Origin of the sequence: Micromonospora sp. ANENR4 (assembly GCF_015354395.1) — a bacterium.
Taxonomy (GTDB): Bacteria; Actinomycetota; Actinomycetes; order Mycobacteriales; family Micromonosporaceae; genus Micromonospora; species Micromonospora aurantiaca.
The window spans coordinates 1-23,184 of the sequence record NZ_JADKYQ010000022.1 but is presented as its reverse complement, the minus strand read 5'-3'; the positions used below and the strand labels follow the sequence as shown (position 1 = coordinate 23,184).

Sequence of the window (23,184 nt, the reverse complement as noted above, 5' to 3'; positions counted from 1 at the left end):
GCTCGCCATGCCCCGTCCGATTCCGCCGCCCGGAGGCCGGTCCCGGCTGCGCCGGTTGCTCGCCGTCGGCGCCGCGCTGGCCGTCGGCGTGGCCACGGCCGTCGCCGCCCCGCCGCCCGCGTCCGCCGCCCCGCAGGCCGCGGCCACGTTCAACTACGCCGAGGCGCTGCAGAAGTCACTGTTCTTCTACGAGGCGCAGCAGTCGGGCCGCAAACCCTCCTGGAACCGGGTCTCCTGGCGCGGCGACTCCGCGCTCACCGACGGCGCCGACGTCGGCATCGACCTCACCGGCGGCTGGTACGACGCCGGCGACCACGTGAAGTTCGGCTTCCCGATGGCCAGCAGCGCCACCATGCTGGCCTGGGGCGCGGTCGAGTACCGCGACGGGTACGTGGCCTCCGGCCAGCTCACCCACCTGCTGAACAATCTGCGCTTCGTCAACGACTACTTCGTCAAGGCGCACCCCGCTCCGAACGTCCTCTACGGACAGGTCGGCAAGGGCGACGACGACCACAAGTGGTGGGGTCCGGCCGAGGTGATGCCGATGGTGCGGCCCGCGTACAAGATCGACGCGAGCTGCGGCGGCGCGGACCTGGCGGGGGAGACGGCGGCCGCGATGGCCGCCTCGTCGATGGTGTTCCGGCCCACCGACGCGGCCTACGCGGACAAGCTGCTCGGCCACGCCAAGCAGCTCTACACGTTCGCCGACACCGTGCGGAAGAACTACCACGAGTGCATCACCGACGCGACGAGCTTCTACAAGTCGTGGAGCGGCTACCAGGACGAACTGGTCTGGGGCGCGATCTGGCTGTACCGGGCCACCGGCGACGCCACCTACCTGGCGAAGGCCGAGAGCGAGTACGACAAGCTCGGCACCGAGCCGCAGTCCACCACCCGCTCCTACAAGTGGACCATCGCCTGGGACAACAAGCAGTTCGGCGCGTACGTGCTGCTGGCGAACCTCACCGGCAAGCAGAAGTACGCCGACGACGCCAACCGGTGGCTGGACTACTGGACCGTGGGCGTCAACGGCCAGCGGGTGCCGTACTCGCCCGGCGGGATGGCGGTGCTCGACTCCTGGGGCGCGCTGCGGTACGCCTCCAACACCGCGTTCGCCGCGCTCGTCTACAGCGACAAGACCACCGACACCACGCGCAAGGCGCGCTACCACGACTTCGCCGTCCGGCAGATCAACTACGCGCTCGGCGACAATCCGCGCAACTCCAGCTACCAGATCGGCTTCGGCGCCAACTCGCCGCGCAACCCGCACCACCGCACCGCGCACGGCTCCTGGTGGGACAGCCAGACCGTACCCACCGAGACCCGGCACGTGCTCTACGGCGCGCTCGTCGGCGGCCCGTCCTCGGCGAACGACGCGTACACCGACAGCCGGTCGGACTACGTGATGAACGAGGTGGCCACCGACTACAACGCCGGCTTCACCTCCGCGCTGGCCCGGCTCGCCAACGAGTACGGCGGCAGCCCGCGCGCTGGCTTCCCGTCCGCGGAGACGCCCGACATGGACGAGCTGACGGTGGAGACCACAGTGATGCAGGCCGAGCCGCGCGCCACCGGGCTCAAGGCGATCATCTACAACAAGTCGGCGTTCCCGGCCCGGGCGCTGACCACCGGTAAGTTCCGGTACTTCTTCCGGCCCGACGGCACCGGACCGGTCACCGTCACGCCCGGCTACACCCAGGGCTGCCCGTCGCCGTCGGCCGCGAAGCAGCTCTCCGGCGACATCTGGTACGTCGAGGTCGACTGCACCGGCTACACCATCGCGCCCGCCGGGCAGTCGCAGCACCGGATGGAGGTCCAGTTCAAGATCGGGGTGCCGGAGGGCGGCACCTGGGACCCGACGAACGACCCGTCGTACCAGGCCACCGCCGGGCCCAACCCCAAGGTGCCGCTCTACTCCGGCGGCGTGCGCGTCTGGGGCGAGGAGCCCGGACCGGCCACGCCGGACACCACCGCGCCGTCGGTGCCCGGCACGCCCGTCGCGTCCGCCGTCACGTCCAGCGGGCTCACGCTGACCTGGGCCGCGTCCACCGACACCGGCGGCAGCGGCCTGGCCGGGTACGAGGTGACCCGTACCTCGGCCGGCACCGACCCGGTCGTCACCGCCTCGACCGGGGCAACCCTGGCCGTGACCGGGCTGGCGCCGGAGCGGACGTACCAGTTCACCGTGCGGGCCCTCGACGGCGCCGGCAACCGGTCCGCGTCGTCGGCCGCGGTCAGCGTCACCACGCCGGCCGGCCCGGCACCGGACACCACCCCGCCGACCGCACCCGGTACGCCCACCGCCTCCGCGGTCGGCCCGACCGGCCTGACGCTGACCTGGGGCCCGTCCACCGACGCGGTCGGCGTCACCGGCTACCGCGTCTACCGCGGCGGGAGCGTCCTGGTCGGCTCCACCACCGGCACCACGCTGGCGGTGACCGGGCTGACCGCCTCCACCACGTACACGTTCACGGTGGTGGCGGTGGACGCGGCCGGCAACGTCTCGCCCGCGTCGCCCGGCGTCACGGTGACCACCACAGCCCCGCCCGCCGGCGGTGCCTGCGCGGTGACCTGGACGGCAAACACCTGGGACACCGGGTTCACCGCGAACGTCACGATCGCCAACACCGGCACCACGGCGATCAACGGCTGGACCCTGGCGTTCACGTTCGGCAACGCCGGGCAGAAGGTCGGGCAGGCCTGGTCGGCGAACGTGACCCAGACCGGTACGGCGGTGACCGCGTCGAACCTGTCCTACAACGGGACGCTGGCGCCGGGGGCGTCGACCAGCTTCGGCTTCAACGGCACCCACACCGGCGCCAACCCGAAGCCCGCCGCGTTCACGCTGAACGGCTCCGCCTGCACCGTGTCCTGACCGTCGAGGCGGCGTGGCGTGGCCGGTGCCGCACCGGGCGACCGGCCACGCCACGCCTCGCGAGGCGAGAACCTTTCCGAAACGTTTCCGAAACACCATTGTCCTCGTCGATGCGCGATGGAAGCATCGACGGAGCTAGATACCCAACCGAGACGTCCAGTCGTCTTCGCCCCGACGGCCTGGGTGTTGGCCAGTAAGGAGGCCAAGATGGCAATGAGCCCATCCATTCATCGCGGCGGGAGCCGGCGGCGGCGATCACCGGCCGTCCGGGCGCTGCTCGCCGGCGCGGTCAGCGCCGTGACGGTGGCCGCCGTCGCGGTCATGATGCCGTCGGCGAACGCCGCCGCGTCCACGCTGGGCGCCGCCGCCGCGCAGTCGGGCCGCTACTTCGGCACCGCCATCGCTGCGGGCCGGCTCGGCGACTCGACGTACAGCACGATCGCGGCGCGTGAGTTCAACATGATCACGGCTGAGAACGAGATGAAGCCGGACGCGACGCAGCCCCAGCGGGGCCAGTTCAACTTCAACTCGGGCGACCAGATCTACAACTGGGCGACCCAGCGTGGGCTGAAGGTCCGTGGCCACACGCTGGCCTGGCACGCGCAGCAGCCGGGTTGGATGCAGAGCCTGAACGGCAGCAACCTGCGTCAGGCGATGATCGACCACATCAACGGCGTGATGGCCCACTACCGGGGCAAGCTGGCCGCGTGGGACGTGGTGAACGAGGCGTTCAATGAGGACGGTAGCCGCCGTAGCTCGAACCTGCAGGGCACTGGTAACGACTGGATCGAGGTGGCGTTCCGTACCGCGCGGGCGGCCGACCCGTCGACGAAGCTCTGCTACAACGACTACAACATCGAGAACTGGTCGTACGGCAAGACGCAGGGTGTCTACAACATGATTCGGGACTTCAAGTCCCGTGGTGTGCCGATCGACTGCGTGGGTCTGCAGACCCACTTCACCGGCGGCAGTTCGCTGCCGAGCAACTTCCAGACCACGCTGCAGAACTTCGCTGCGCTGGGTGTGGACGTGGCGCTGACCGAGGTCGACGTGACCAACTCGTCCACCAGTCAGTACGCGGGTCTGACGCAGGCGTGCATCAACGTGCCGCGCTGCATCGGCATCACCGTCTGGGGCGTGCGTGACAGCGACTCGTGGCGCTCCAACGAGAGCCCGCTGCTGTTCGACGGCGGCGGCAACAAGAAGGCCGCGTACAACTCGGTCCTCAACGCGCTCAACGCGGCCGCCCCGACCTCCGGGCCGACCACGACCCCGACCACGGGACCGCCGCCCAGCGGTGGCGCCGGCCAGATCGTCGGCGTGCAGTCGGGCCGGTGCATCGACGTACCGAACTCCTCGCAGAGCAACGGCACGCGGGTCCAGCTCTACGACTGCAACAACCAGTCGAACCAGCGGTGGACGTACACCTCCAGCAAGCAGCTGACGGTCTACGGCACCAAGTGCCTCGACGCAAACGGCGCGGCCACCGGCAACGGCACCGGAATCATCATCTGGGACTGCAACGGCCAGTCGAACCAGCAGTGGAACATCAACTCCAACGGCACCATCAGTGGCGTGCAGTCCGGCCGCTGCCTGGACGTCTGGGGTACCGGCAACGGCCAGCAGATCCAGCTGTACGACTGCCACGGGCAGACCAACCAGCAGTGGCGGACCGACTTCGGTGGCGGCACCACGCCCCCGACCACGCCGCCGCCGACCACGACGCCCCCGCCGGGCGGCTGCTCGCTCCCGTCGACCTACCGGTGGTCGTCGACCGGCGCGCTGGCCAACCCGCAGAACGGCTGGGTCTCGCTCAAGGACTTCACCAACGTGGTCTACAACGGCAAGCACCTGGTCTACGGGTCGTACGTCAACAGCAGCGGCCAGTACAGCTCGATGAACTTCACCCCGTTCACGAACTGGTCCGACATGGCCTCGGCCGGCCAGAACGGAATGAGCCAGGGCACCGTGGCCCCCACCTTGCTGTACTTCGCGCCGAAGAACATCTGGGTGCTGGCGTACCAGTGGGGACCGACCTCGTTCAGCTACAAGACGTCGAGCGACCCGACGAACGCCAACGGGTGGTCCTCGGCGCAGACGCTGTCCACCGCCACCCTGCCGGACGCCCCGTACGGCGTCATCGACCAGACCCTGATCGGTGACGACCAGAACATGTACCTGTTCTTCGCCGGGGACAACGGCAAGATCTACCGGTCGAGCATGCCGCTCGGGAACTTCCCGGGCAGCTTCGGCTCGAGCTACACGACGATCATGACCGACTCGACGAACAACCTGTTCGAGGGCGTCGAGGTCTACAAGGTGGCGGGCCAGAACCAGTACCTCATGATCGTCGAGGCGATCGGGAGCCAGGGACGCTACTTCCGGTCGTTCACGTCCAACAGCCTGAACGGCTCGTGGACCCCGCAGGCCGCCACGGAGAGCAACCCGTTCGCCGGCAAGGCCAACAGCGGCGCCACGTGGACCAACGACATCAGCCACGGTGACCTGGTCCGCACCAACCCCGACCAGACCAAGACCATCGACCCCTGCAACCTGCAGTTCCTGTACCAGGGCAAGAACCCCGGTGCGGGCGGCGACTACAACCTGCTGCCGTGGCGGCCGGGTGTGCTGACCCTCCAGCGCTGACCGTCACACAGTTACCGGAAGGCGTGCCCGGCACCCGCGTGGTGCCGGGCACGCCGTTCGTTCAGCCGGCCAGGTCCTCGGCGAGCAGGTCCATCAGCAGCGCGTCGTGCCAGCGCCCGTCCGCCCCGCGCTCGTAGCGCCGCATGATGCCCACCGGGCGGAACCCCACCTTCGCGTACGCCCGGATCGCCGCCGTGTTCGCCGCCGCCGGGTCGATGGTGAACCGGTGGTGGCCGTACTCGTCGATCAGGTGCCGGACCAGGGTGCGGATCGCGTCGCCGCCCAGCCCCGAGCCGCGTACCGCCGGGTCGAGGAAGACGTCCAGGCTGGCGTGGCGGTAGTCGGGGTCGGTCTCGGCGTACCACTGGATCGCGCCGACCAGCCTGCCGTCGTGCTCGACGGCGTAGGTCGTCAACGCGTCGTCGGCCAGGTCGGCCCGGACCGACTCGGCCAGGTCGTCACCGCCGCGCCACCAGCGGCGCACCTCGGGGGTGGCCCGGATCGCGGCCAGGGCGGGCACGTCGGCGTCGGTCACCGGCCGCAACGTCACCGCCCGCCCCCGCAGCACGCCTCAGCCCCGCCGCTCGCCGTGCTCGACGCAGACCGCCGACCAGCCGGCCGGTACGACCTGCACCTTCATCCGCCGACGGCAGGACGCGCACCAGCGCGGCGGCTCCCACGCCCGCGCCGCCTCGCACGCCGGGTGCGGCCCGGCCGTCACCGACTCGCCGCACCTGTCGCACCAGAGCGCGGCGGGGGCGGCCGTGGCGGGGGAGGATTCGGTCACCGCTGCCTCACAGGGTCGCCGAGAGCGCCTTCACCGGCATCTTCAGGTCTTCCAGCAGCTTCAGGTCGGCGTTGGCCGGGCGACCCAGCGTGGTCAGGTAGTTGCCGACGATCACCGCGTTGATGCCGCCCAGCAGGCCGTCCCGGGTGCCCAGGTCACCGAGGGTCAGCTCGCGGCCGCCCGCGTACCGCAGGATGGTGCGCGGCATGGCCAGCCGGAACGCGGCGATGGCGCGCAGCGCGTCCTTGCCCTCCACCACCGGGCGGTCACCCAGCGGCGTGCCGGGGCGCGGGTTGAGGAAGTTCAGCGGGACCTCGTGCGGGTCCAGCTCGGCGAGCTGCGCGGCGAACTCGGCGCGCTGCTCGACCGTCTCGCCGAGGCCGAGGATGCCGCCGCAGCAGACCTCCATGCCGGACTCGCGGACCATCCGCAGCGTCTCCCAGCGCTCCTCCCACGAGTGCGTGGTGACCACGTTCGGGAAGTAGGAGCGGCACGTCTCCAGGTTGTGGTTGTAGCGGTGCACGCCCATCTCGACCAGTTCGTCGACCTGCTCCTTGGTGAGCATGCCGAGCGAGGCGGCGACCTGGATGTCGACTTCGGCGCGGATGGCGGCGACGCCCTCGCGCATCTGCTTCATCAGCCGGGCGTCCGGGCCACGCACCGCGGCCACGATGCAGAACTCGGTCGCCCCGGTCGCGGCGGTCTGCTTCGCGGCCTCGACCAGCGCCGGGATGTCCAGCCAGACCGAGCGCACCGGCGAGGTGAACAGGCCGGACTGCGAACAGAAGTGGCAGTCCTCCGGGCAGCCGCCGGTCTTCAGCGAGACGATGCCCTCGACCTCGACCTCCGGACCGCACCAGCGCATCCGGACCTCGTGGGCGAGCTGAAGCGCGGCGGGCAGGTGCTCGTCGGGAAGGTTCAGCACCGCGAGGACACCGGCCTCGTCGAGGCCGACGCCGTTGCCCAGCACCCGCTCCCGGGCCTGGTCGAGGATCTCTGGCATGGCTCGTAACCTAACAGGCCACCGTGAGCGCGGGAAACCACCGCCGCCGGCCCCCCGGCGAGCCGGGACCGCGCCACGCCGGGGCCCTCGGCGCGGGTGGTAACTTCGCCCCGCGGAAGCGCCCGGCGGGGGGCGGGAGTCGGCGGGAGGGGACGGCACGGTGGCGGACTGGCTGGCGGCCCTGGACCGCCGCGCCGAGCTGCGGGCCCGGGCGGGACTGACCCGCACGCTGCGCCCCCGCGCCGCGGACGACGCCGTTGTCGACCTGGCCGGCAACGACTACCTCGGCCTGGCCACCCACCCCGAGGTCACCGCCGCCGCAGCGCAGGCCCTGTCCGCGTACGGGCTGGGTGCCACCGGGTCGCGCCTGGTGCGTGGGTCCACCGACGCCCACCACGCGCTCGAGGACGACCTGGCCGACTGGCTCGGCGTCGACCGGGCGCTCGTCTTCTCCTCCGGCTACCTGGCCAACCTCGCCGCCGTCCGGGGACTGGCCCAGCCGCGTACGCTGCTCGTCTCCGACGCCCACAACCACGCCTCGCTGATCGACGGCTGCCGGATCTCCGGCGCCGAAACGCTCGTGACGCCGCACGCCGACGTGGCGGCGGTGGCCGCGGCGCTCGCCGCCGCGCCCGGCCGCCCGGCGGTGGTGGTGACCGAGTCGGTCTTCTCCGTCGACGGTGACCTGGCCCCGCTCGCGGAGCTGCACGCGGTGGCCCGCCGCCACGGCGCGCTGCTGCTCGTCGACGACGCGCACGCGCTCGGCGTCACCGGGCCGGCCGGAGCCGGCGGGGTCGCCGCCGCCGGGCTCGCCGGCGCGCCCGACGTGGTGGTCACCGCGACGCTCTCCAAGGCGCTCGGCGGGGCCGGCGGCGTGGTCGCCGGGCCGGCCGAGTTCGTCCGCCACCTGGTGGAGACCGGCCGCACGTTCATCTTCGACACCGCGCCGCCGCCCGCCGTGGTGGCCGGGGTCCGCGCCGCGGTACGCCTGGCCCGCGACGGCGACGCGCTGCGCGCCGAGCTGGCCGACCGGGTCGCCGCGGCGGTGCGCCGGCTCGGTGCGGCCGGGCTGTCCGTGTCCGCCCCGGACGGCGCCGTGATCTCGGTGACCGCGCCCGGACCGCAGGAGGCGACCGCCTGGGCCGCCGCCTGCCGGGACCGGGGCGTGGCGGTCGGCTGCTTCCGTCCCCCGTCCACCCCGGACAGCCGCTCCCGGCTGCGGCTCACCGTCAGCGCCGGGGTGGACCGGGCCGGCTTCGACAGCGCCCTGGACGTGATCGTGGAGTGTGCGCCATGAGCTTCGGCGACGCCTGGACCGGGCCGGTGCTGGTGACCGGCACCGACACCGAGGTCGGCAAGACGGTGGTGACCGCCGCCGTCGCCGCCGCCGCGCAGGCGGCCGGCCTGCGGGTAGCTGTGGTCAAGCCCGGCCAGACCGGTACGGCGACCGGCGAGCCCGGCGACGTCGACTCGGTGACCCGGCTGGCCGCCCCGCTCACCGGCCGGACGCTCGCCAGCTACCCCGATCCGCTGGCCCCGCTGGCCGCGGCCCGGGTGGCGGAGCTGCCGCCGCTGGAGCTGTACAACGCGGTCGACGCGATCCGCGAGGAGGCGGACAAGCACGACCTGGTGCTCGTCGAGGGCGCGGGCGGGCTGCTCGTACCGATGGGTTTGCGGCCGTCCGGCGAGCCGTGGACGGTGGCCGACCTGGCGGTGTCGCTCGGCGCACCGGCGGTGGTGGTGGCGCGGGCCGGGCTCGGCACGCTCAACCACACCGCGCTGACGCTGGAGGCGCTGGAGCGGCGGGCCGTCCCGGCCGGCGTGGTGATCGGCGCCTGGCCGACCGAGCCGGAGCTGGTGCACTGGCTCAACCTGTCCGAGCTGCTGCCGAATCTGCTCGGCGCGGTACCGGCCGGCGCGGGCGGCATGGACCCCGGTGTGTTCCGCCGGTCCGCGCCCGGCTGGCTCACCCCCGCCCTCTACGGCGTGCTCGACGACTGGCGGGCCTGGGCCGAGGAGACCTGACTTTCGTCGGTGCCCGGCCCGGCCGGGCGTGGGTAGCGTGACCGCCGTGGAACCCCGCGAACGACAGCGCCGGGCCGGTGACCTGCTGCTCTGGGCCGTGCTCGCGGCGCCCGTCGCGTACGGCCGGCTCACCCCGCCGCAGATCGGCGAGCTGCCGCCGCTGGCCGCCGCGCTGGCGCTGCTCGGCACGGCGGTGTGGATCGGGCGCCGGTGGCCGCTGGTCGCGGTGCTCGCGGTGGTGGCGGGCTCGCTCGTCGACGGCAACGTCGTGTTCGCCATCCCGGTCTTCGGCTACCTCGCCGGGCAGCGCAGCGACCGGGCCGCACCGGCCGCCGCCGTCTTCGCCGCCATCGCGGTCACCGGCTCGGTGCTCAACCTCGGGCTGCTCGGCACCGAGCCGTCCACCTGGTTCCTGCTCTCCTCGGTGCTGCTGTTCGCCGGGGTGTTCCCCTGGCTGCTGGGCCGGCTGCGGCGGCAGCACCGCGCGCTCGCCGACGCCGGGCTGCGCCACGCGCAGGCCGAGCGCCGGGCCGAGGTCGAGCGGGTACGCCTGCGCGAGCGGGCCCGCATCGCCCAGGACATGCACGACTCGCTCGGCCACGACCTGAGCCTCATCGCGCTGCGGGCGGGCGCGCTGGAACTGGCGCCGGACCTGTCCCCGGCGCACCGGGCGGCGGCCGGTGAGCTGCGGGCCAGCGTCGCCGCCGCCACCGAACGCCTGCACGACGTGATCGGCGTGCTGCGCGAGGAGCGCACGTTGCGGCCGCCGGGGGAGACGGTCGCCGACGTGGTCGACGGCGCGCGCGACGCCGGGATGACAGTCGACCTGCGCGGCGACGAGGCGGACCTGCCGCCGCTGCCCGCGCACGCGGTGCACCGGGTGGTCCGGGAGGCGCTCACCAACGCCGCCCGCTACGCCCCCGGTGCCCCGGTCACCGTCGATGTGGCCCGCGCCGAGGGCACTGTGACGGTCGCGGTGGTGAACGCGCCACCGCCGGCCGGTCCGCTGCCCGGGCCGCCGTCGCACGGCTCCGGGCTGCTGGCGCTGCGCGAGCGGGTACGCCTCGCCGGCGGCGCCCTGGACGCCGGTCCCCGCGACGGTGGCTGGGCGGTCACCGCACGCGTCCCGCTGGACCGGGCGGCCGGCCCCGGCACACCGGACGTGGGCGCCGACCCGCTCGCCGGTGCGGGCGTACCCCGGCGGGGTGAACCGGGGGATGCGGCCCGGCGGCTGCGGGAGGCCCGGCGGCGGGTGCGGCGAAGCCTGCTCGTCGCGATCGGCGCGCCCGCCGGACTCGCACTGGTGCTGGCGCTCGTCTACTACCCGCTCGCCACTGCGGGCGCGGTGCTGGACCGGTCCGGCTACGAACGGCTGCGGCTGGGTGAGCCGCGCGACGCGCTCGGGCTACCAGGGCGGCAGGCCGACCCGCCCGCGACCGGCGCCGCGCCGGGCTGCGAGTTCTACACCGACGGCAACTTCCCGTTCGCCCAGCCGACCTGGCGGCTCTGTTTCGCCGGCGGGCGGCTGGTCAGCAAGGAGCAGATCGCACGATGAGCGACGACCACGACCGCCCGCTGCGGGTGGTGCTCGCCGACGACGAGGCACTGGTCCGGGCCGGGGTCCGGGCGATCCTGGCCGCCGACCCGGGCATCGAGGTGGTCGGTGAGGCGGGCGACGGCCTCGCGGCGGTGGAACTGGTCCGCGCGCACCGGCCCCGGGTGGCACTGCTGGACATCCGGATGCCCCGCTGCGACGGGCTCAGCGCCGCCGCGCAGATCCGCCGGCTGGTGCCGGAGACGGCGGCGGTCATGCTCACCACGTTCGGCGACGACGACCTGATCGCCCGCGCGCTCGGCCACGGTGCCGCCGGGTTCCTGCTCAAGTCCGGCGACCCGCGCGAACTACTGGCCGGGGTGCGGGCGGTGGCCGACGGCGGGGCGTACCTGTCGCCGCGGGTCGCGCGCCGGGTGATCGAGCTGAGCGGGGGCCGGCTGGCCCGCGGCCCGTACGCGCGGGACCGGCTGGCCGGGCTCACCGACCGGGAACGCGACGTGCTGGCGCTGGTCGGCGCGGGACTGTCCAACGCCGAGATCGCCCGCCGGCTGCACCTCGTCGAGGGCACCGTGAAGAGCTACCTGACCAGCATCTTCACCCGGCTGGACGTGCGCAACCGGGTGCAGGCGGCGATCCTCGCGTACGAGGCGGGGCTGGTCCCGCCCACCGGCTGACCAGCCCCGCCCCCGTTCACGCGTCGCGCCGTGCCAGCGCCCATCGGCCCAGCGCCAGCGCGGCGGCGGCCCAGGCGGCGAGCACCAGCAGCCCCACCGCCGCCGGGTACGGCTCGGTGTCCCCGGCCAGGAAGTGGTTGCCCGCCACCCCGGGGAACGCGTCGGCGATCCGGGTGAGCACCGTGATGTCCGGTTCCTGCAACGACAGCGGCACGATCATCAGCAGCGCGAACAGGACGGTCAGGGCCAGTACCGCGCCCCGCAGCGCCGCCGCCAGGCCGAGCGCCAGCACGCCGATCAGCGCCAGGTACGCCGCGGCGGCCACCACGTCGGCCACCGTCGCGCCCAGCGGGGCGCGGCCCCACTCGCCCAGCACCGGCCGGGCCGTCGCCGCGCCGACGGTGCCGAGCAGCAGCCCGACGCCGAACGTCACCGTGCCCACCACCACTGCCTTGGCCGCGAGCACCCGCCCCCGCGACGGGGTGCACCGCAGCGTGGTGCGGATCGTGCCGGTGGTGAACTCGCTGGTGATCGCGAACAGGCCGAGCGCCAGCACCACGTACTGGGTCAGCTCCAGCGACCCGGCCACGATCTCGCCGACGCTCACCACGCCCGGATTGTCGGCCGGGTCGTCGTCGGTGTTGGCGTTCTGGGCGTAGATGGCGAGCTGGGCGCTGGTGGCCGTCATGGTCAGCACCGCCGCGAGCAGCGTCCACCAGGTGGAGCGCACCGACCAGAGCTTCGTCCACTCGGCGGCCACCGCCCCCGCGAGCGGATGCCCGGCCGTGGCGGGCCGGGCGGACTGCCGGGCCGGGTCGAGCGTGGACCGTTCGGTCATCGGGTGCCACCTCCGGTCGGGCCGGCGGCGTACTCCACGCTGTCGGCGGTCAGTTCCAGGAACGCCTCCTCCAGGGAGGCGGCGACGGGGGTCAGCTCGTGCAGGCGTACCCCCATCTCGTGCGCCAGGTCGCCGATCCGGCCGGCGGTGCTGCCCGCGACGGACATCCCGTCCCCCTCGGCGGTGACAGTCGCGCCCTCGGCGGCCAGCCGGTCGCCGAGGGCGGCGAGCGCGGCCGGCTCGGGACCGCGTACGCGGACCGACGCGGCGGGCCGGGCGGCGATCAGCTCGGCCAGCGGCGCGTCGGCCACCAGCCGGCCACGCCCCAGCACCACGACCCGGTCGGCGGTCTGCTGCATCTCGCTCATCAGGTGGCTGGACACGAGGACGGTGCGCCCCTCGTCGGCGAGACGGCGGGTGAAGCCCCGGATCCACCGCACCCCGTCCGGGTCGAGCCCGTTCACCGGCTCGTCGAGCAGCAGCACCGGCGGGTCACCGAGCAGCGCGCCCGCGATGCCGAGCCGCTGACCCATGCCCAGCGACAGCGCCCGGCCCGGCTTGCCGGCGGCGCGGGCGTCCAGGCCCACCAGGTCGAGCACCTCGCTCACCCGGCGGGCCGGTACGCCGTTGCTGCGTGCCATCGCCCGCAGGTGCGCCATACCGGAGCGGGCCGGGTGCACACCTGTCGCGTCGAGCAGCGCGCCGACCTCGTGCAGCGGGTGCCGCAGCGTGCGGTAGTCCCGGCCGTTGACCAGCGCCTGGCCGGCGGTGGGCCGGTCCAGGCCGAGCACCATCCGCATCGTGGTGGACTTGCCCGCGCCGTTCGGGCCGAGGAACCCGGTGACCTGCCCGGGGCGGATCTCGACGGTCAGGTCGTCGACGGCTGTCACGTCGCCGAACCGTTTCGTCAACGCACGAAGTGTGATCATGCGGCGACGCTATTCAGCCGGGATGCCCCCGCACCGCCGTCGAACGGCAGCCACCCACCCCGACTTTCGTCAGGTGCGGCGGACCACGAACGCGTCCGGCATCCGGAAGGTGAGGTTGTCCGGGCACCACGGCGGACGCACCACCGTCACCCCGTCGAGCAGCGCGGCCGCCTCCGCGACCACCACTGCGGCCTCCATCCGGGCGAGCTGCGCGCCGACGCAGCGGTGCGGCCCGGCGCCGAACGCCAGGTGCCGCCGCGAGCCGGGTTGCCCGGGGCGGAACTCGCCCGGCGCGTCGACCACGGCCGGGTCGCGGCCGGCGCGGGCCAGCCAGGCCACGATGCTGGTGCCCGCCGCCACCGGCACCTCGCCGAGCGCGGTGTCGACTGCTGCCACCCGCCGCCAGGTGACGATCGGCGGCTCCAGCCGCAGCCCCTCCTCGATTACGTCGTCCACGCCGATCTCACCGGCGCGCAGCCCGGCCCGTACCGCCGGTTCGCCGGACAGCCGGTGCAGCAGCAGGGTGAGGAACTGCGAGGTGGTCTCCTGGCCGGCGACCAGCAGGAAGAACAGCGCCCCGACGACCACGTCGGGGGAGTGCCCGGCGTCGCGCAGCCGCGCGGCGAGCCCGCCCCCGGTGGCGGCGAACTCCCGCAGCACGGTGTGGAACCGGCCCACCTCGGCGGCGAGCGCCAGTTGCCGGGACTCCTCCAGCGGCGCCCAGAACAGCTCCAGCGCGGCCCGGGCGAAGTTCTTCACCGCGCCGACCGGGGCGGCCGGCAGCTCGACCAGGCGGGCCAGCACCAGCAGCGGCAGGTCGGCGGCGAGGCCCGCGTACAGGTCGACCGGGCGGCCCGCGTCCAGCTCGGCGGCGAGTCCGGCCACCCGCTCCCGAACCAGCCCGGTCAGCCACCGGCGCTGGGCGTCCACCCGGTGCGGGTGCAGCGCGTCGGCGACGATGCCGCGGATCTCCGGGTGACTCGCGCCGCCGTTGTTCGCCAGCGTCGGCGGCAGCCGGAACCGGTGCCCGGCGAGGATCCGCAGCGCGGCCACCGGGACCGGGGTGACGGCGTCGAGCGCGTTGTCCGGCCGGAACGTCACCGGATCGGTGAGCAGCTTGCGGACGAGCGCGTGCCGGGTCACCACCAGGTGCGGCACGCCGACGTGGTCGACCACGGTGGCCGCGTCGGGCCACTGTTCGTCGACGGACTCCCCCCAGCCCCGGAACAGCACGCGGTAACGCTAGCGGCGGGCACCCGGCGGGTTCGGGTCCAGCTCCCACACGGTGGTGTGCTTCACCCGTACGCTCTCCAGCGCCTCGGACACCGGCACCTCGTACACGGCCAGCTCGTGGAAGCGCTCGCGCGGAAGGAACGCCCGGCCCGGGTCGCCCACCAGGACGCGGGCGCCGGAACGGGCGGCCTTGAGCAGGAAGCGCAGCATCCGGCGGGCCATCGCCTCGCTGTAGAAGACGTCCCCGGCCAGCACCACCTCCGCGTCGCCCGCGTCGGAGTCGAGGATGTCGCCGAGTTCGGCGTCGACGCGTACCCCGTTGGCCTCGGCGTTGAGCGCGACGGCGGCCACGGCCCGCTCGTCCACCTCGACCGCCCGGACGGCGGCGGCGCCGGCGCGGGCGGCGGCGATGGCGACCAGGCCGGAGCCGGAGGCCAGGTCGAGCACCCGGCGGCCGGCGACCGTGTCGGGGTGGTCGGTGACGTAGCGGGCCAGGCCCTGCCCGCCGGCCCAGGCGAACGCCCAGAACGGCGGCGGCTGGGAGCTGCGGAACTCGCCCTCGGTCAGCTCCCACAGACCGATCGGCTCGTCTGCCTGGTGCAGCCGCACCTCGGGTACGAACGCCACGGGGGCGAGGCGGGCGTGCAGCCGGACGAACGCGGCGGACAGCTCGGACATCGGAAGATTGTGTCCCACAGGGGTTCCGGAACCGATCCCGGGCGTGTCGCGGCGAGGTCGTGACCGGTTCACCACGCTCGGTGAAATCGCCCCCGTGTTGTGGCGTTGGATGCGAACACGCCCGTCTACCGGCGTGCCCGGCGCGCTCCTAGCGTTGCCTGTGGACACGACCGAGGGTGAGGAGGCGTGGTGAGCGGGTGGCGGCACGCGCTGCGGATCGGACTGGTACTGACCTTCGTGGCCGGGACCGGGTACGGCGGTGCCCTGCCGGCGCGGGCGGCGGCGGCCTTCTCCACGGAGTTGAGCGGCCTGCCGGACGAGTTCACCGCCGGGAACCGGGTGGAGACGTTGTCCGCCGTGGTGTCCCGCTCCGACGGGGGCGGCTGTGTCAAGGTGCGCTGGTCGATGCTGGTGCGGGTGCAGGGCCTGCGGCTGGACCAGCTCAAGGTGGACCGGGTGGAGGACAGCGGATCGTTCCCGCTGGAGATCCGCACCGAGGGAGACACCGCCCGGCTCACCGACCGGCAGCTGGACCCGGGTGTGCTCTGTCCCGGCCGTACCGTGACCGCGCGCTACCGGGTGGCGTTCGCCGAGGACGTCGGGCGCGGGCGGGTGAGCTTCGCCGCCGAGGCATACGACCCGCAGTTGCGGCTGCTGGCCCGGCGGACCGCCTCCCGCGAGGTGGTGGGGGAGGAGGCGGCTTTGCCGACTCCCTCGCCGAGCAGCGCGGAGCCCACACCGAGCGACGAGCCGTCTTCCGAGGCGCCCGACGAGGAACCCACCGACGAGCCGACCGACGCCGCGGTGGTGGAGCCGCCCGCGCCCGGTGGCGTGGCCGGGCGGCCGGTGGCGGACAGCGGCGGATTCGGCCTGGTGCAGGCCGCGTTCCTGCTCGGCGGTCTGCTGCTGTTCCTGGGCGCCGGTCTGCTGCTGCGGATGCGCCGCCTGCTGCGCCCGTCCGCGCAGCCCGAGCCGGAGACGCTCCCGCCCCCCTTCGAACGCCCTCGCCCCCGCTGGCACTGACCCGCCGCGGGCAGGGGTCAGTCGAGCTGGCTGGGCTCCAGGCCCAGCTCCCGGGCTGCCACCAGGCGGATCCACTCGGCGATCTGCCGGCGGGTGATCACCCGCTCGTGCACCGCGAGCTGGACCGCCAGCCCGTCCATCACCGCGCTGATCCGCCAGGCCGCGCCGGCCGGGTCGGGGCAGTCGAACGTGCCCTCGGTGACCCCGGCGCTGATCACCGCGGCCAGATCCTGCCGCCACCGCAGGTCGAGGCGGCGGGAGAGCTTCTCCAGCTCCGGCGTACGCAGCGACTCCGCCCAGCCGTCGATCCACATCGACCAGGAGGTGGCACGGCCGGTCGGCGCGTAGAGGCGCAGCATCCGGCGCAGCTTCGCCAGCGGCGGGGCGGAGGAACGCAGCACCGCGTCGAGGCGGGCGAGGTCCTGCTCGACCGCGTACGCGAAGGCCTGCGCGAGCAGCCGGTCCTTCGTCGCGAAGTGGTAGAAGACGAGTGCCTGGCTGACCCCGGCGGCCTCGGCCACGTCAGCGGTGCGGGTGTTGGCGAGCCCTCGCTCCGCGATCACCTCGCAGGCCGTACGCAGCAGCGCGTCCAGGCGGATCTCGGCGGCTCGTCTCGTCACGGCGTTACGGTAACCCATCCGTATGACCACAGGGAGTTACCGAAGCGGCCGGTCGGCGGCGGGACAGTCGGATGCCGGACACTCGACTCGCCGAGCGGATTCCGCAGGTCGCGGCCCTGCCCACCGGCCTCCGACGGCAACCACCCAGGCTCCTAGGACGCCTGCGCCACGGGACGTCGGCCACATCCGGACGCGCCGGAAGGGGCCCCGATTTGGCAACCGTTCCCGGGCTCGGCTAAAGTTCTCATCCGTCACCGGATAACACCGGGGGCGTGCGGACGTAGCGCAGCTGGTAGCGCATCACCTTGCCAAGGTGAGGGTCGCGGGTTCGAATCCCGTCGTCCGCTCGGAGATGCCGCCACGCAGTTCGGGGGCAACCTCGGTGGAGTGGCCGAGAGGCGAGGCAACGGCCTGCAAAGCCGTGTACACGGGTTCAAATCCCGTCTCCACCTCGCAGTAGACGAGGGCGATTGGCGCAGTGGGAGCGCGCTTCCTTGACACGGAAGAGGTCACTGGTTCAAACCCAGTATCGCCCACCAGCGGAAAGGCCGTGCCGATGAGATCGGCACGGCCTTTCTCGTCGTCGATCAGTCCAGTACCGCGCCGCCGGCCATTGCCGCGCCCGGACCGCTCCACCCAGACTGGACCGGTGGACGATCAGCAGACCCGAGCCCAGCGGTTCCGCGCCCTGCACCAGCCCGGTGACCCACTGATCCTCGTCAACGCCTGGGACGCGCTGAGCGCCCGGATCGTCGCCGCGGCCGGCGCCCGCGCCGTGGCCACCACGAGCGCCGCCGTCGCGTGGAGCCGCGGCGCCCCGGACGGCGACGTGCTCGCCCGGGACACCGCCGTCGACGTGATCCGCCGGGTGGCGGACGCGGTTCGCGTACCGGTCACCGCCGACATCGAATCCGGGTACGGCGACAGTCCCGCCGAGGTCGCCGAGACGATCATCGCGGTGCTCGCCGCCGGGGCCGTCGGCGTCAACGTGGAGGACTCCCGGCACGACGGCGGCGGGCCGCTGCGCCCTGTCAACGAGCAGGTCGCCCGGCTCGCCGCCGTCCGGGCCGCCGCCGACCGCGCCGGCATCCCGCTGTACGTCAACGCGCGGGTGGACACCTGTCTGCGCCGGACCGGCGGCGTACCCGAGACTGTCGCGCGCGCCGAGGCGTACCTGGCGGCCGGCGCGGACGGGATCTTCGTTCCCGGAACCGTGGAACCGGAGACGGTGGCCGCGCTGGCGGCGGCGATCCCGGCGCCGCTGAACGTGCTGGCCGGGCCGGGCGCACCGCCGATCGCCGAACTGGCCGGGCTCGGCGTGGCCCGGGTCAGCATCGGACCGGCGGTGGCCGAGGCCGCGTACGCGGTGGCCCAGCGGGCGGCGGCGGAGGTGCTCGGCGCCGGGACGTACGACGCGCTCGCCGATGGGCTCGACTTCGACGCGCTGAACGAGCTGATGCGGGGCTGACCCGGCGGCGCGGCATCGACCGCGGGACGGGGTACCGGGTTGAATGTGGCGGTGGCCGCGCATCCGATCCGCAGAGCCGCCGCCCGGCGGGGGCGCCGCCGGTGACCGCCTCCGTCCGCCCGGTGCCCGCGTTGCTGGGCCCGCCCGTGGTCACGGGGGCCGCGGCGGGGACGTGTGTGGCAGCGCTGGCCGCCCTCGGGGCGGCGGGTCACGGCGGCTTCGCTACCGATCCGGCCGGTGCCCTCGCCCTGGCCGGGGGCGCCGTGGCCGCGGCGGTCGCCGCATCCCGTCTCGCCCGCTCGGGCCACCGCGCCGCCGGCCGGCTGGCGACCGGGCTCGCCGCGTCGCTGCTGGCGTACCTCGGGCTCGCCGTGCTGGCCGTCGCCACCGTCGCGGCCGGCCACCGGTGGGCCGGGCCGGCCGTCGCGGCGTGGAACTCGGCGTGGATCCCGCCGCTCGCACTGTTGCAACTGACCGCCTCGGCCGCCGTCCGCACCGGCGCGGCCACCCCGAGAACCCATCGGTACGTGGCTCTCGCCCTGGGTGCGGCCACGCTCGTCAACGCGCTGCTGACGACGGCGAGCGAACCGTTCGACGGGGTGCCGACGATCGCCGGGGAGTCGTGGCGTACCACGCTCGCGCCGGTCGGTGCCGCCGTCACCCTGCTCGGCGTCGCGGCGCTGCTCCTGCTGCCGGTGACGCTCTGGCGGGCCGCCCTCGGCTCGCACCACACCGTGCGGGCACGGCTCGGCGTGGCCGCCGCGGCCACCACCGCGGCGCCGCTGACTGTCGTCTTCTGCCTGCTCCTCGCGGTCGCCCGCGCGCCGGGTGACGTCGAACCGGCGCTGGGCTCGGTCGCGTTCCTGGTGACCCTGTCCGGCGCCGCCGTGTTCGCCGCCGCCTGCGCGGTCACCGCCGCCCGGGGCGCCACCGAGGCCCGGCGGGTCGGCATCGTGGTGCGCGCCACCGGCCTGGCCGCCGCGGCCCTGCTGGTGGTCGGCGCCGGCACGCTCGTGGCCGCTCCCGGCTCGTCCCTCGGCCCGACCTCGGTCGCCCTGGTCGTGTCGGCGCTGACAGTCGTCGGCGGCGGCGGGGCGTGGGCCGGCACCGGCCGGCTGGCGGCGCTGCTCACCGCCGCGCCCACAGCGCCGCCGGTGACGCCGCACGACGGAGCAGAGGGTACGGAGGCAGGCAGCGCCGCGGGCACGGCGGACGTCGCCGAGCCGGCGGACCCGGCCGGTGGGGCAGCCTCGCCGGAGGTGTCCGCCACAGGGGTGTCCGCCGGGGTGGGGCCGGCCTCGGTCGGCGGCCTGACGGCGCGCGAACGCGAGGTGCTCGCCGCACTCGCCGAAGGCGCCAGCAACGCGGGGATCGCGGCGCAGCTCGTGGTGTCGGAACGGACCGTGGACGCCCATCTGCGCGCCATCTTCGTCAAGCTCGGCCTGACCCCCGGCGGCGACACGAACCGGCGGGTAAGAGCGGCGCGGATCTGGCTGGAGCACGCGGGACAGCCGCGCTGAGCAGGGGTTTCCCGAAGATAGGTGCTGAGGCCGATGCCCGGGCCGGTGGTACCTCGGCACGGTGGGGCGACACCTGAATCGACGGAGGCTCCCACAGTGCCCGTACCGAAGTTGCGCCGCGCCGCGCTCGTCGCCCTTTTCGTCCTGCTCCTGGTGGCCTTGGCCGGCCGTACCCTGTTCATGTTGTGGGAGCCGCCGTTCGACGGCGCGATCCACTACGACGACGTCCGTGAGCTGGGGTCCGCGTACTGGCCGATGAACCTCTACCTGGGCGGGCCCGCGTACGCCGTCTCCTGGATCGCCGCGGCGGTCTTCATCGTCGGGCTGGCCCGGGGCCGCGCGGGCGTGCTGAACCTCGTGGGGGCGTTCCTGGCCGGCCTCGGCGGGGTGGTGTTCGCGCTGGCGATCACCGCTGAGGTGCTGCCGTTCGCCTACGCCGCCGACCCGGGCGTCCTGCCGGAGCAGCAGGGACGCGCGTTGTTCGACGCTTTCAACGATCAGTTGGACGGGCTGCTCCCGGCCATCCTCGGCAGTCAGGTGGCGATCGTCCTCGGCATGGTCCTGGCGCTCGTCGGCATCCTGATCGGCCGGACCATGCCGCGCCCGCTGATCGTCGCCGGGCTCGTCTACGTCGTGGCGTTCGTCCTGGTGCCGCAGGACGCCGGTCGGGCGGTGGTCGTCGCGAGCTACCTGGTGCAGGTGGCGCTGGTGGCAGCGATCGGCTGGTACGGGCTGCGCGCCGCCACCGACCTCGCCGCTGTCGACCTCGCCGTGACCGACGGCGAGCGGCCGTAGCAGAGCGGGCCGGCCGGATCGGGTGATCCGGCCGGCCCGATCCGGGACCGATCAGCTCCGTCGGCCCCGGTCACTGTCACATCGGCGGGGCGACGTCCCGGCGCTCCTCGACGCGGCGGTACTCCACCGGCTGCTCGGCGGTGGTCGTGACCACCTGGCGACGGCGGCCCCACACCAGCGTGGTCATGATGAGGCCGAGGACGCCGGCCGCCATCAGGATCCAGCCGACGACGTCGAGGTCGACCCCGCCGACGCTGGCGTTGAGCGCGAACGTGAGGATCGCGCCGACCGCGATCAGGAAAATGCTCGTACCGATACCCACGACAGCCTCCTTCGGGGGGATGGTTGTGCTGTCACCGGCCTCAGTACCCCGGCGGCGAGCAGCGCAACCACACGGCCACCCGGTGCGGCGGGGGTCTGCCGCAGGGCGATCTTGGCATCGGGTAGAGTTCACCCCGTCGCCGGCGCGAACCGGCGGCACGCGGACGTAGCGCAGCTGGTAGCGCATCACCTTGCCAAGGTGAGGGTCGCGGGTTCGAATCCCGTCGTCCGCTCGCGATTGCCCGGGCGATTGGCGCAGTGGGAGCGCGCTTCCTTGACACGGAAGAGGTCACTGGTTCAAACCCAGTATCGCCCACCGAGAGTCACCCTCCCCGCCCGCCGGCGCCGCCGGTCGATCGGCGGACGTATCCCACCGGACGGTTCGTACCGGCCACATCGGTCACCCGGCTCCACCGTGCGGGTTATTCAGCCGCTGCCACCACGCGTGTCACTGTGATGCCCGATACGCAGGGAGGCGGTCACATGGCAACGATCGAGCGGGGACGGTGGCGGCGGACAGCCGCCCGATTAGGGGTGGCGACTGTCGTCGCGGCGGCCGGGGTGACGGTCTCGGCCGCGCCCGCGCAGGCCACCGCGACGCGGACGGTGGCGTTCTACAGCATGGACGAACCGGCGTCGTCGTCGACGGTGCTGACCGACTACAGCGGCAACGGCCGCCACGGCACGATCGGCGGTGAGGTGGTCACCGGCGCGCTCTACGCCGGGGCGACCGGCCACCGCTTCGCCACCCACCTGCCCACCGACAAGGAGTACGTCCCGGGCCACGTCGACCTGGTGCCGCACACCACCGACTTCAACCCGGACGCCGGGGACTTCTCGCTGACCATCCGCTACCGGACCACGTACTCCTTCGGGAACATCCTCCAGAAGGGACAGGGCAACACGGCGGGCGGCTACTGGAAGTTCGAGGCGCCGAACGGCAAGCCGAAGTGCCTGTTCCGGGGCGCGGACGGCGCCTCCCGTACCGGCTACACGGACGTGCCGATCTCCGACGGCCAGTGGCACACGGTCACCTGCAACCGCACCTCCGCGTACGTGGAGATGTACGTCGACGGCGTGCGGACGAGCCGCCTCAACGGGCCGACCGGCACCATCGCCAACACCTGGCCGCTGTCCGTCGGCGGCAAGAGCCAGTGCGACGGTACGAAGGTCACCTGCGACTACTTCGCCGGCGACATCGACTACGTGAAGATCCTGAAGGGATCGGGCGGCCCGGCCAACCAGGCGCCGCTGGCGGCGCTGACGCCCACCTGCTCCGGACTGGTGTGCACGTTCTCCGGCGCGGCCTCCACCGACGTCGACGGCGCGATCCAGGACCACAGCTGGTCGTTCGGCGACGGAGACACCACCGGCACCGCATCCGTACCGGCCACGTCGCACACGTACGCGGCCGCCGGCACCTACCCGGTCACGCTCACCGTCACCGACGACCGGGGCGCCACCGGCACCGCGACAGTCGACGTGACCGTCGCGCCCGTACCGGAGCGGATCTCGTTCGTCGGCCAGGCCACCGCGAACGCCAACTGGACCAGCCACACGGTCACCGTCCCGGCGGGCGTGCAGGCCGGTGACACGCTGCTGCTCGTGCTCAGCCAGAACACGCACACCGGTACCGGCGAGCCGACCGGGGTGACCGGCTGGACCCGGCTCGACCGCCTCGACGGCGGCTTCGCCACCACCACCGCCTGGTGGAAGACCGCGAGCGCCGGTGATGCCGGCAGTGCGGTCCGGGTGACGCTGGACAGTCAGGCGAAGGGCAACCTGGTGCTGGCCGCGTACCGGGGGGTCGCACCGGGCGCGCCCGTCTTCACCAGGGCCACCGACCCGGCGAGCACCGCTACCCGGATCACCCCGTACGCGCCGGTGAGCACGGCGCAGAGCTGGGCCGTGTCGTACTGGCTGCACGGCGACAGCACCTCCACCGCACTCACCCCGCCGTCCGGCGTGGCGGTGCGCAGCAACTCCTCGCAGACCGGCGGCGGCCGGGCGACCGGCCTGCTCGCCGACTCGGCGAGCAGCGTGCCGACCGGCAGCTACGGCGGCCTCACCGCCACCGGCGCCGCGGCCAGCACGACCACCACCACGTGGACGTTCGTGCTGCCCCCGGCCTGACCCATCGGGTAAGCGTGAAGGCCGGCACCCCGTCTTGGGGTGCCGGCCTTCAGTTCTTGGG

Annotated in this window: 20 protein-coding genes and 5 tRNA genes; 16 read left to right on the top strand and 9 right to left on the bottom strand. The window is 73.7% G+C overall.

The genetic code is table 11. The features are described from left to right. The first annotated feature begins 7 nt into the window (after nt 1–7). Both IRY44_RS28515 and IRY44_RS28510 read left to right on the top strand, forming a co-directional pair. A complete protein-coding gene (locus tag IRY44_RS28515; protein ID WP_194803254.1) occupies nt 8–2,875 on the top strand; it encodes a glycoside hydrolase family 9 protein in 2,868 nt (955 codons plus the stop codon). Between the two features lie 207 nt (nt 2,876–3,082). Next, nucleotides 3,083–5,521, top strand: a complete 2,439-nt coding sequence (locus tag IRY44_RS28510) for a non-reducing end alpha-L-arabinofuranosidase family hydrolase (protein WP_194803253.1) — start codon at nt 3,083–3,085, stop codon at nt 5,519–5,521. 61 nt (nt 5,522–5,582) lie between these two features. Here IRY44_RS28510 and IRY44_RS28505 read toward each other — a convergent pair whose 3' ends face one another. Genes IRY44_RS28505 through bioB form a run of 3 tightly spaced genes read right to left on the bottom strand, consistent with a single transcriptional unit; the run spans nt 5,583 to nt 7,311 of the window. Continuing rightward, on the bottom strand, nt 5,583–6,089 hold the full coding sequence (locus IRY44_RS28505) for a GNAT family N-acetyltransferase (protein ID WP_194803252.1): 507 nt from the start codon (nt 6,087–6,089) through the stop codon (nt 5,583–5,585). A gap of 3 nt (nt 6,090–6,092) precedes the next feature. Continuing rightward, on the bottom strand, nt 6,093–6,308 hold the full coding sequence (locus IRY44_RS28500) for a hypothetical protein (RefSeq protein ID WP_194803251.1): 216 nt from the start codon (nt 6,306–6,308) through the stop codon (nt 6,093–6,095). A gap of 7 nt (nt 6,309–6,315) precedes the next feature. Beyond that, a complete protein-coding gene (gene bioB, locus IRY44_RS28495; RefSeq protein WP_194803250.1) occupies nt 6,316–7,311 on the bottom strand; it encodes a biotin synthase BioB in 996 nt (331 codons plus the stop codon). 160 nt (nt 7,312–7,471) lie between these two features. Between bioB and IRY44_RS28490 the strand changes: the two genes are divergently transcribed. Genes IRY44_RS28490 through IRY44_RS28475 form a run of 4 tightly spaced genes read left to right on the top strand, consistent with a single transcriptional unit; the run spans nt 7,472 to nt 11,565 of the window. Next, entirely contained in the window at nt 7,472–8,608 is a 1,137-nt protein-coding gene (locus IRY44_RS28490; RefSeq protein WP_194803249.1) for an 8-amino-7-oxononanoate synthase, read from the top strand. After that, nucleotides 8,605–9,336, top strand: coding sequence for a dethiobiotin synthase (gene bioD, locus IRY44_RS28485; protein ID WP_135243865.1), 732 nt, complete (start codon nt 8,605–8,607; stop codon nt 9,334–9,336). Before IRY44_RS28490 ends, bioD begins: the two co-directional genes overlap by 4 nt. Nucleotides 9,337–9,382: 46 nt before the next feature. After that, nucleotides 9,383–10,891, top strand: a complete 1,509-nt coding sequence (locus tag IRY44_RS28480; RefSeq protein ID WP_370585033.1) for a sensor histidine kinase — start codon at nt 9,383–9,385, stop codon at nt 10,889–10,891. Continuing rightward, nucleotides 10,888–11,565 carry a response regulator transcription factor gene (locus IRY44_RS28475; protein ID WP_194803247.1) on the top strand — a complete coding sequence of 226 codons (678 nt, stop codon included), beginning with the start codon at nt 10,888–10,890 and terminating at the stop codon, nt 11,563–11,565. The genes IRY44_RS28480 and IRY44_RS28475 overlap by 4 nt, the downstream gene beginning before the upstream one ends. Before the next feature lie 16 nt (nt 11,566–11,581). On the opposite strand, the gene IRY44_RS28470 is transcribed toward IRY44_RS28475, so the two are convergent. The 4 genes from IRY44_RS28470 to IRY44_RS28455 all read right to left on the bottom strand — a co-directional run bounded on the left by IRY44_RS28470 (nt 11,582) and on the right by IRY44_RS28455 (nt 15,243). Continuing rightward, nucleotides 11,582–12,403 (bottom strand): ABC transporter permease, encoded by an 822-nt coding sequence (locus tag IRY44_RS28470; protein WP_194803246.1) that lies wholly within the window; start codon nt 12,401–12,403, stop codon nt 11,582–11,584. Next, entirely contained in the window at nt 12,400–13,332 is a 933-nt protein-coding gene (locus tag IRY44_RS28465; protein WP_194803245.1) for an ABC transporter ATP-binding protein, read from the bottom strand. Before IRY44_RS28465 ends, IRY44_RS28470 begins: the two co-directional genes overlap by 4 nt. A 69-nt stretch (nt 13,333–13,401) precedes the next feature. Beyond that, nucleotides 13,402–14,565 carry a cytochrome P450 gene (locus tag IRY44_RS28460; RefSeq protein WP_194803244.1) on the bottom strand — a complete coding sequence of 388 codons (1,164 nt, stop codon included), beginning with the start codon at nt 14,563–14,565 and terminating at the stop codon, nt 13,402–13,404. Between the two features lie 9 nt (nt 14,566–14,574). Continuing rightward, nucleotides 14,575–15,243, bottom strand: a complete 669-nt coding sequence (locus IRY44_RS28455; protein ID WP_194803243.1) for a methyltransferase — start codon at nt 15,241–15,243, stop codon at nt 14,575–14,577. Between the two features lie 189 nt (nt 15,244–15,432). Between IRY44_RS28455 and IRY44_RS28450 the strand changes: the two genes are divergently transcribed. Continuing rightward, complete coding sequence (locus IRY44_RS28450; protein WP_194803242.1) at nt 15,433–16,266, top strand: hypothetical protein; 834 nt, start codon at nt 15,433–15,435, stop codon at nt 16,264–16,266. 17 nt (nt 16,267–16,283) lie between these two features. On the opposite strand, the gene IRY44_RS28445 is transcribed toward IRY44_RS28450, so the two are convergent. After that, nucleotides 16,284–16,886 carry a TetR/AcrR family transcriptional regulator gene (locus IRY44_RS28445; protein ID WP_194803241.1) on the bottom strand — a complete coding sequence of 201 codons (603 nt, stop codon included), beginning with the start codon at nt 16,884–16,886 and terminating at the stop codon, nt 16,284–16,286. A gap of 274 nt (nt 16,887–17,160) precedes the next feature. Between IRY44_RS28445 and IRY44_RS28440 the strand changes: the two genes are divergently transcribed. The 6 genes from IRY44_RS28440 to IRY44_RS28415 all read left to right on the top strand — a co-directional run bounded on the left by IRY44_RS28440 (nt 17,161) and on the right by IRY44_RS28415 (nt 20,669). Next, nucleotides 17,161–17,233, top strand: a tRNA-Gly gene (locus IRY44_RS28440). Between the two features lie 34 nt (nt 17,234–17,267). Then, nucleotides 17,268–17,338, top strand: a tRNA-Cys gene (locus tag IRY44_RS28435). 12 nt (nt 17,339–17,350) lie between these two features. Further along, nucleotides 17,351–17,425: transfer RNA gene (locus IRY44_RS28430), tRNA-Val, on the top strand. A 110-nt stretch (nt 17,426–17,535) separates the two neighbouring features. Beyond that, nucleotides 17,536–18,354: an isocitrate lyase/phosphoenolpyruvate mutase family protein gene (locus IRY44_RS28425; RefSeq protein WP_194803240.1), complete on the top strand. Its 819-nt coding sequence runs from the start codon at nt 17,536–17,538 to the stop codon at nt 18,352–18,354. A gap of 176 nt (nt 18,355–18,530) precedes the next feature. After that, nucleotides 18,531–19,874 (top strand): response regulator transcription factor, encoded by a 1,344-nt coding sequence (locus tag IRY44_RS30940; RefSeq protein ID WP_370585032.1) that lies wholly within the window; start codon nt 18,531–18,533, stop codon nt 19,872–19,874. 96 nt (nt 19,875–19,970) lie between these two features. Further along, nucleotides 19,971–20,669, top strand: a complete 699-nt coding sequence (locus IRY44_RS28415) for a hypothetical protein (RefSeq protein WP_194803239.1) — start codon at nt 19,971–19,973, stop codon at nt 20,667–20,669. Between the two features lie 76 nt (nt 20,670–20,745). On the opposite strand, the gene IRY44_RS31420 is transcribed toward IRY44_RS28415, so the two are convergent. Then, complete coding sequence (locus IRY44_RS31420) at nt 20,746–20,991, bottom strand: DUF6458 family protein (RefSeq protein ID WP_013284878.1); 246 nt, start codon at nt 20,989–20,991, stop codon at nt 20,746–20,748. Nucleotides 20,992–21,150: 159 nt separating this feature from the next. Here IRY44_RS31420 and IRY44_RS28405 point away from each other — a divergent pair. The 3 genes from IRY44_RS28405 to IRY44_RS28395 all read left to right on the top strand — a co-directional run bounded on the left by IRY44_RS28405 (nt 21,151) and on the right by IRY44_RS28395 (nt 23,123). Beyond that, a tRNA-Gly gene (locus IRY44_RS28405) sits at nt 21,151–21,223 on the top strand. Between the two features lie 11 nt (nt 21,224–21,234). Further along, nucleotides 21,235–21,306: transfer RNA gene (locus tag IRY44_RS28400), tRNA-Val, on the top strand. Nucleotides 21,307–21,473: 167 nt separating this feature from the next. Beyond that, entirely contained in the window at nt 21,474–23,123 is a 1,650-nt protein-coding gene (locus tag IRY44_RS28395) for a PKD domain-containing protein (RefSeq protein WP_194803238.1), read from the top strand. Nucleotides 23,124–23,184 lie beyond the last annotated feature (61 nt).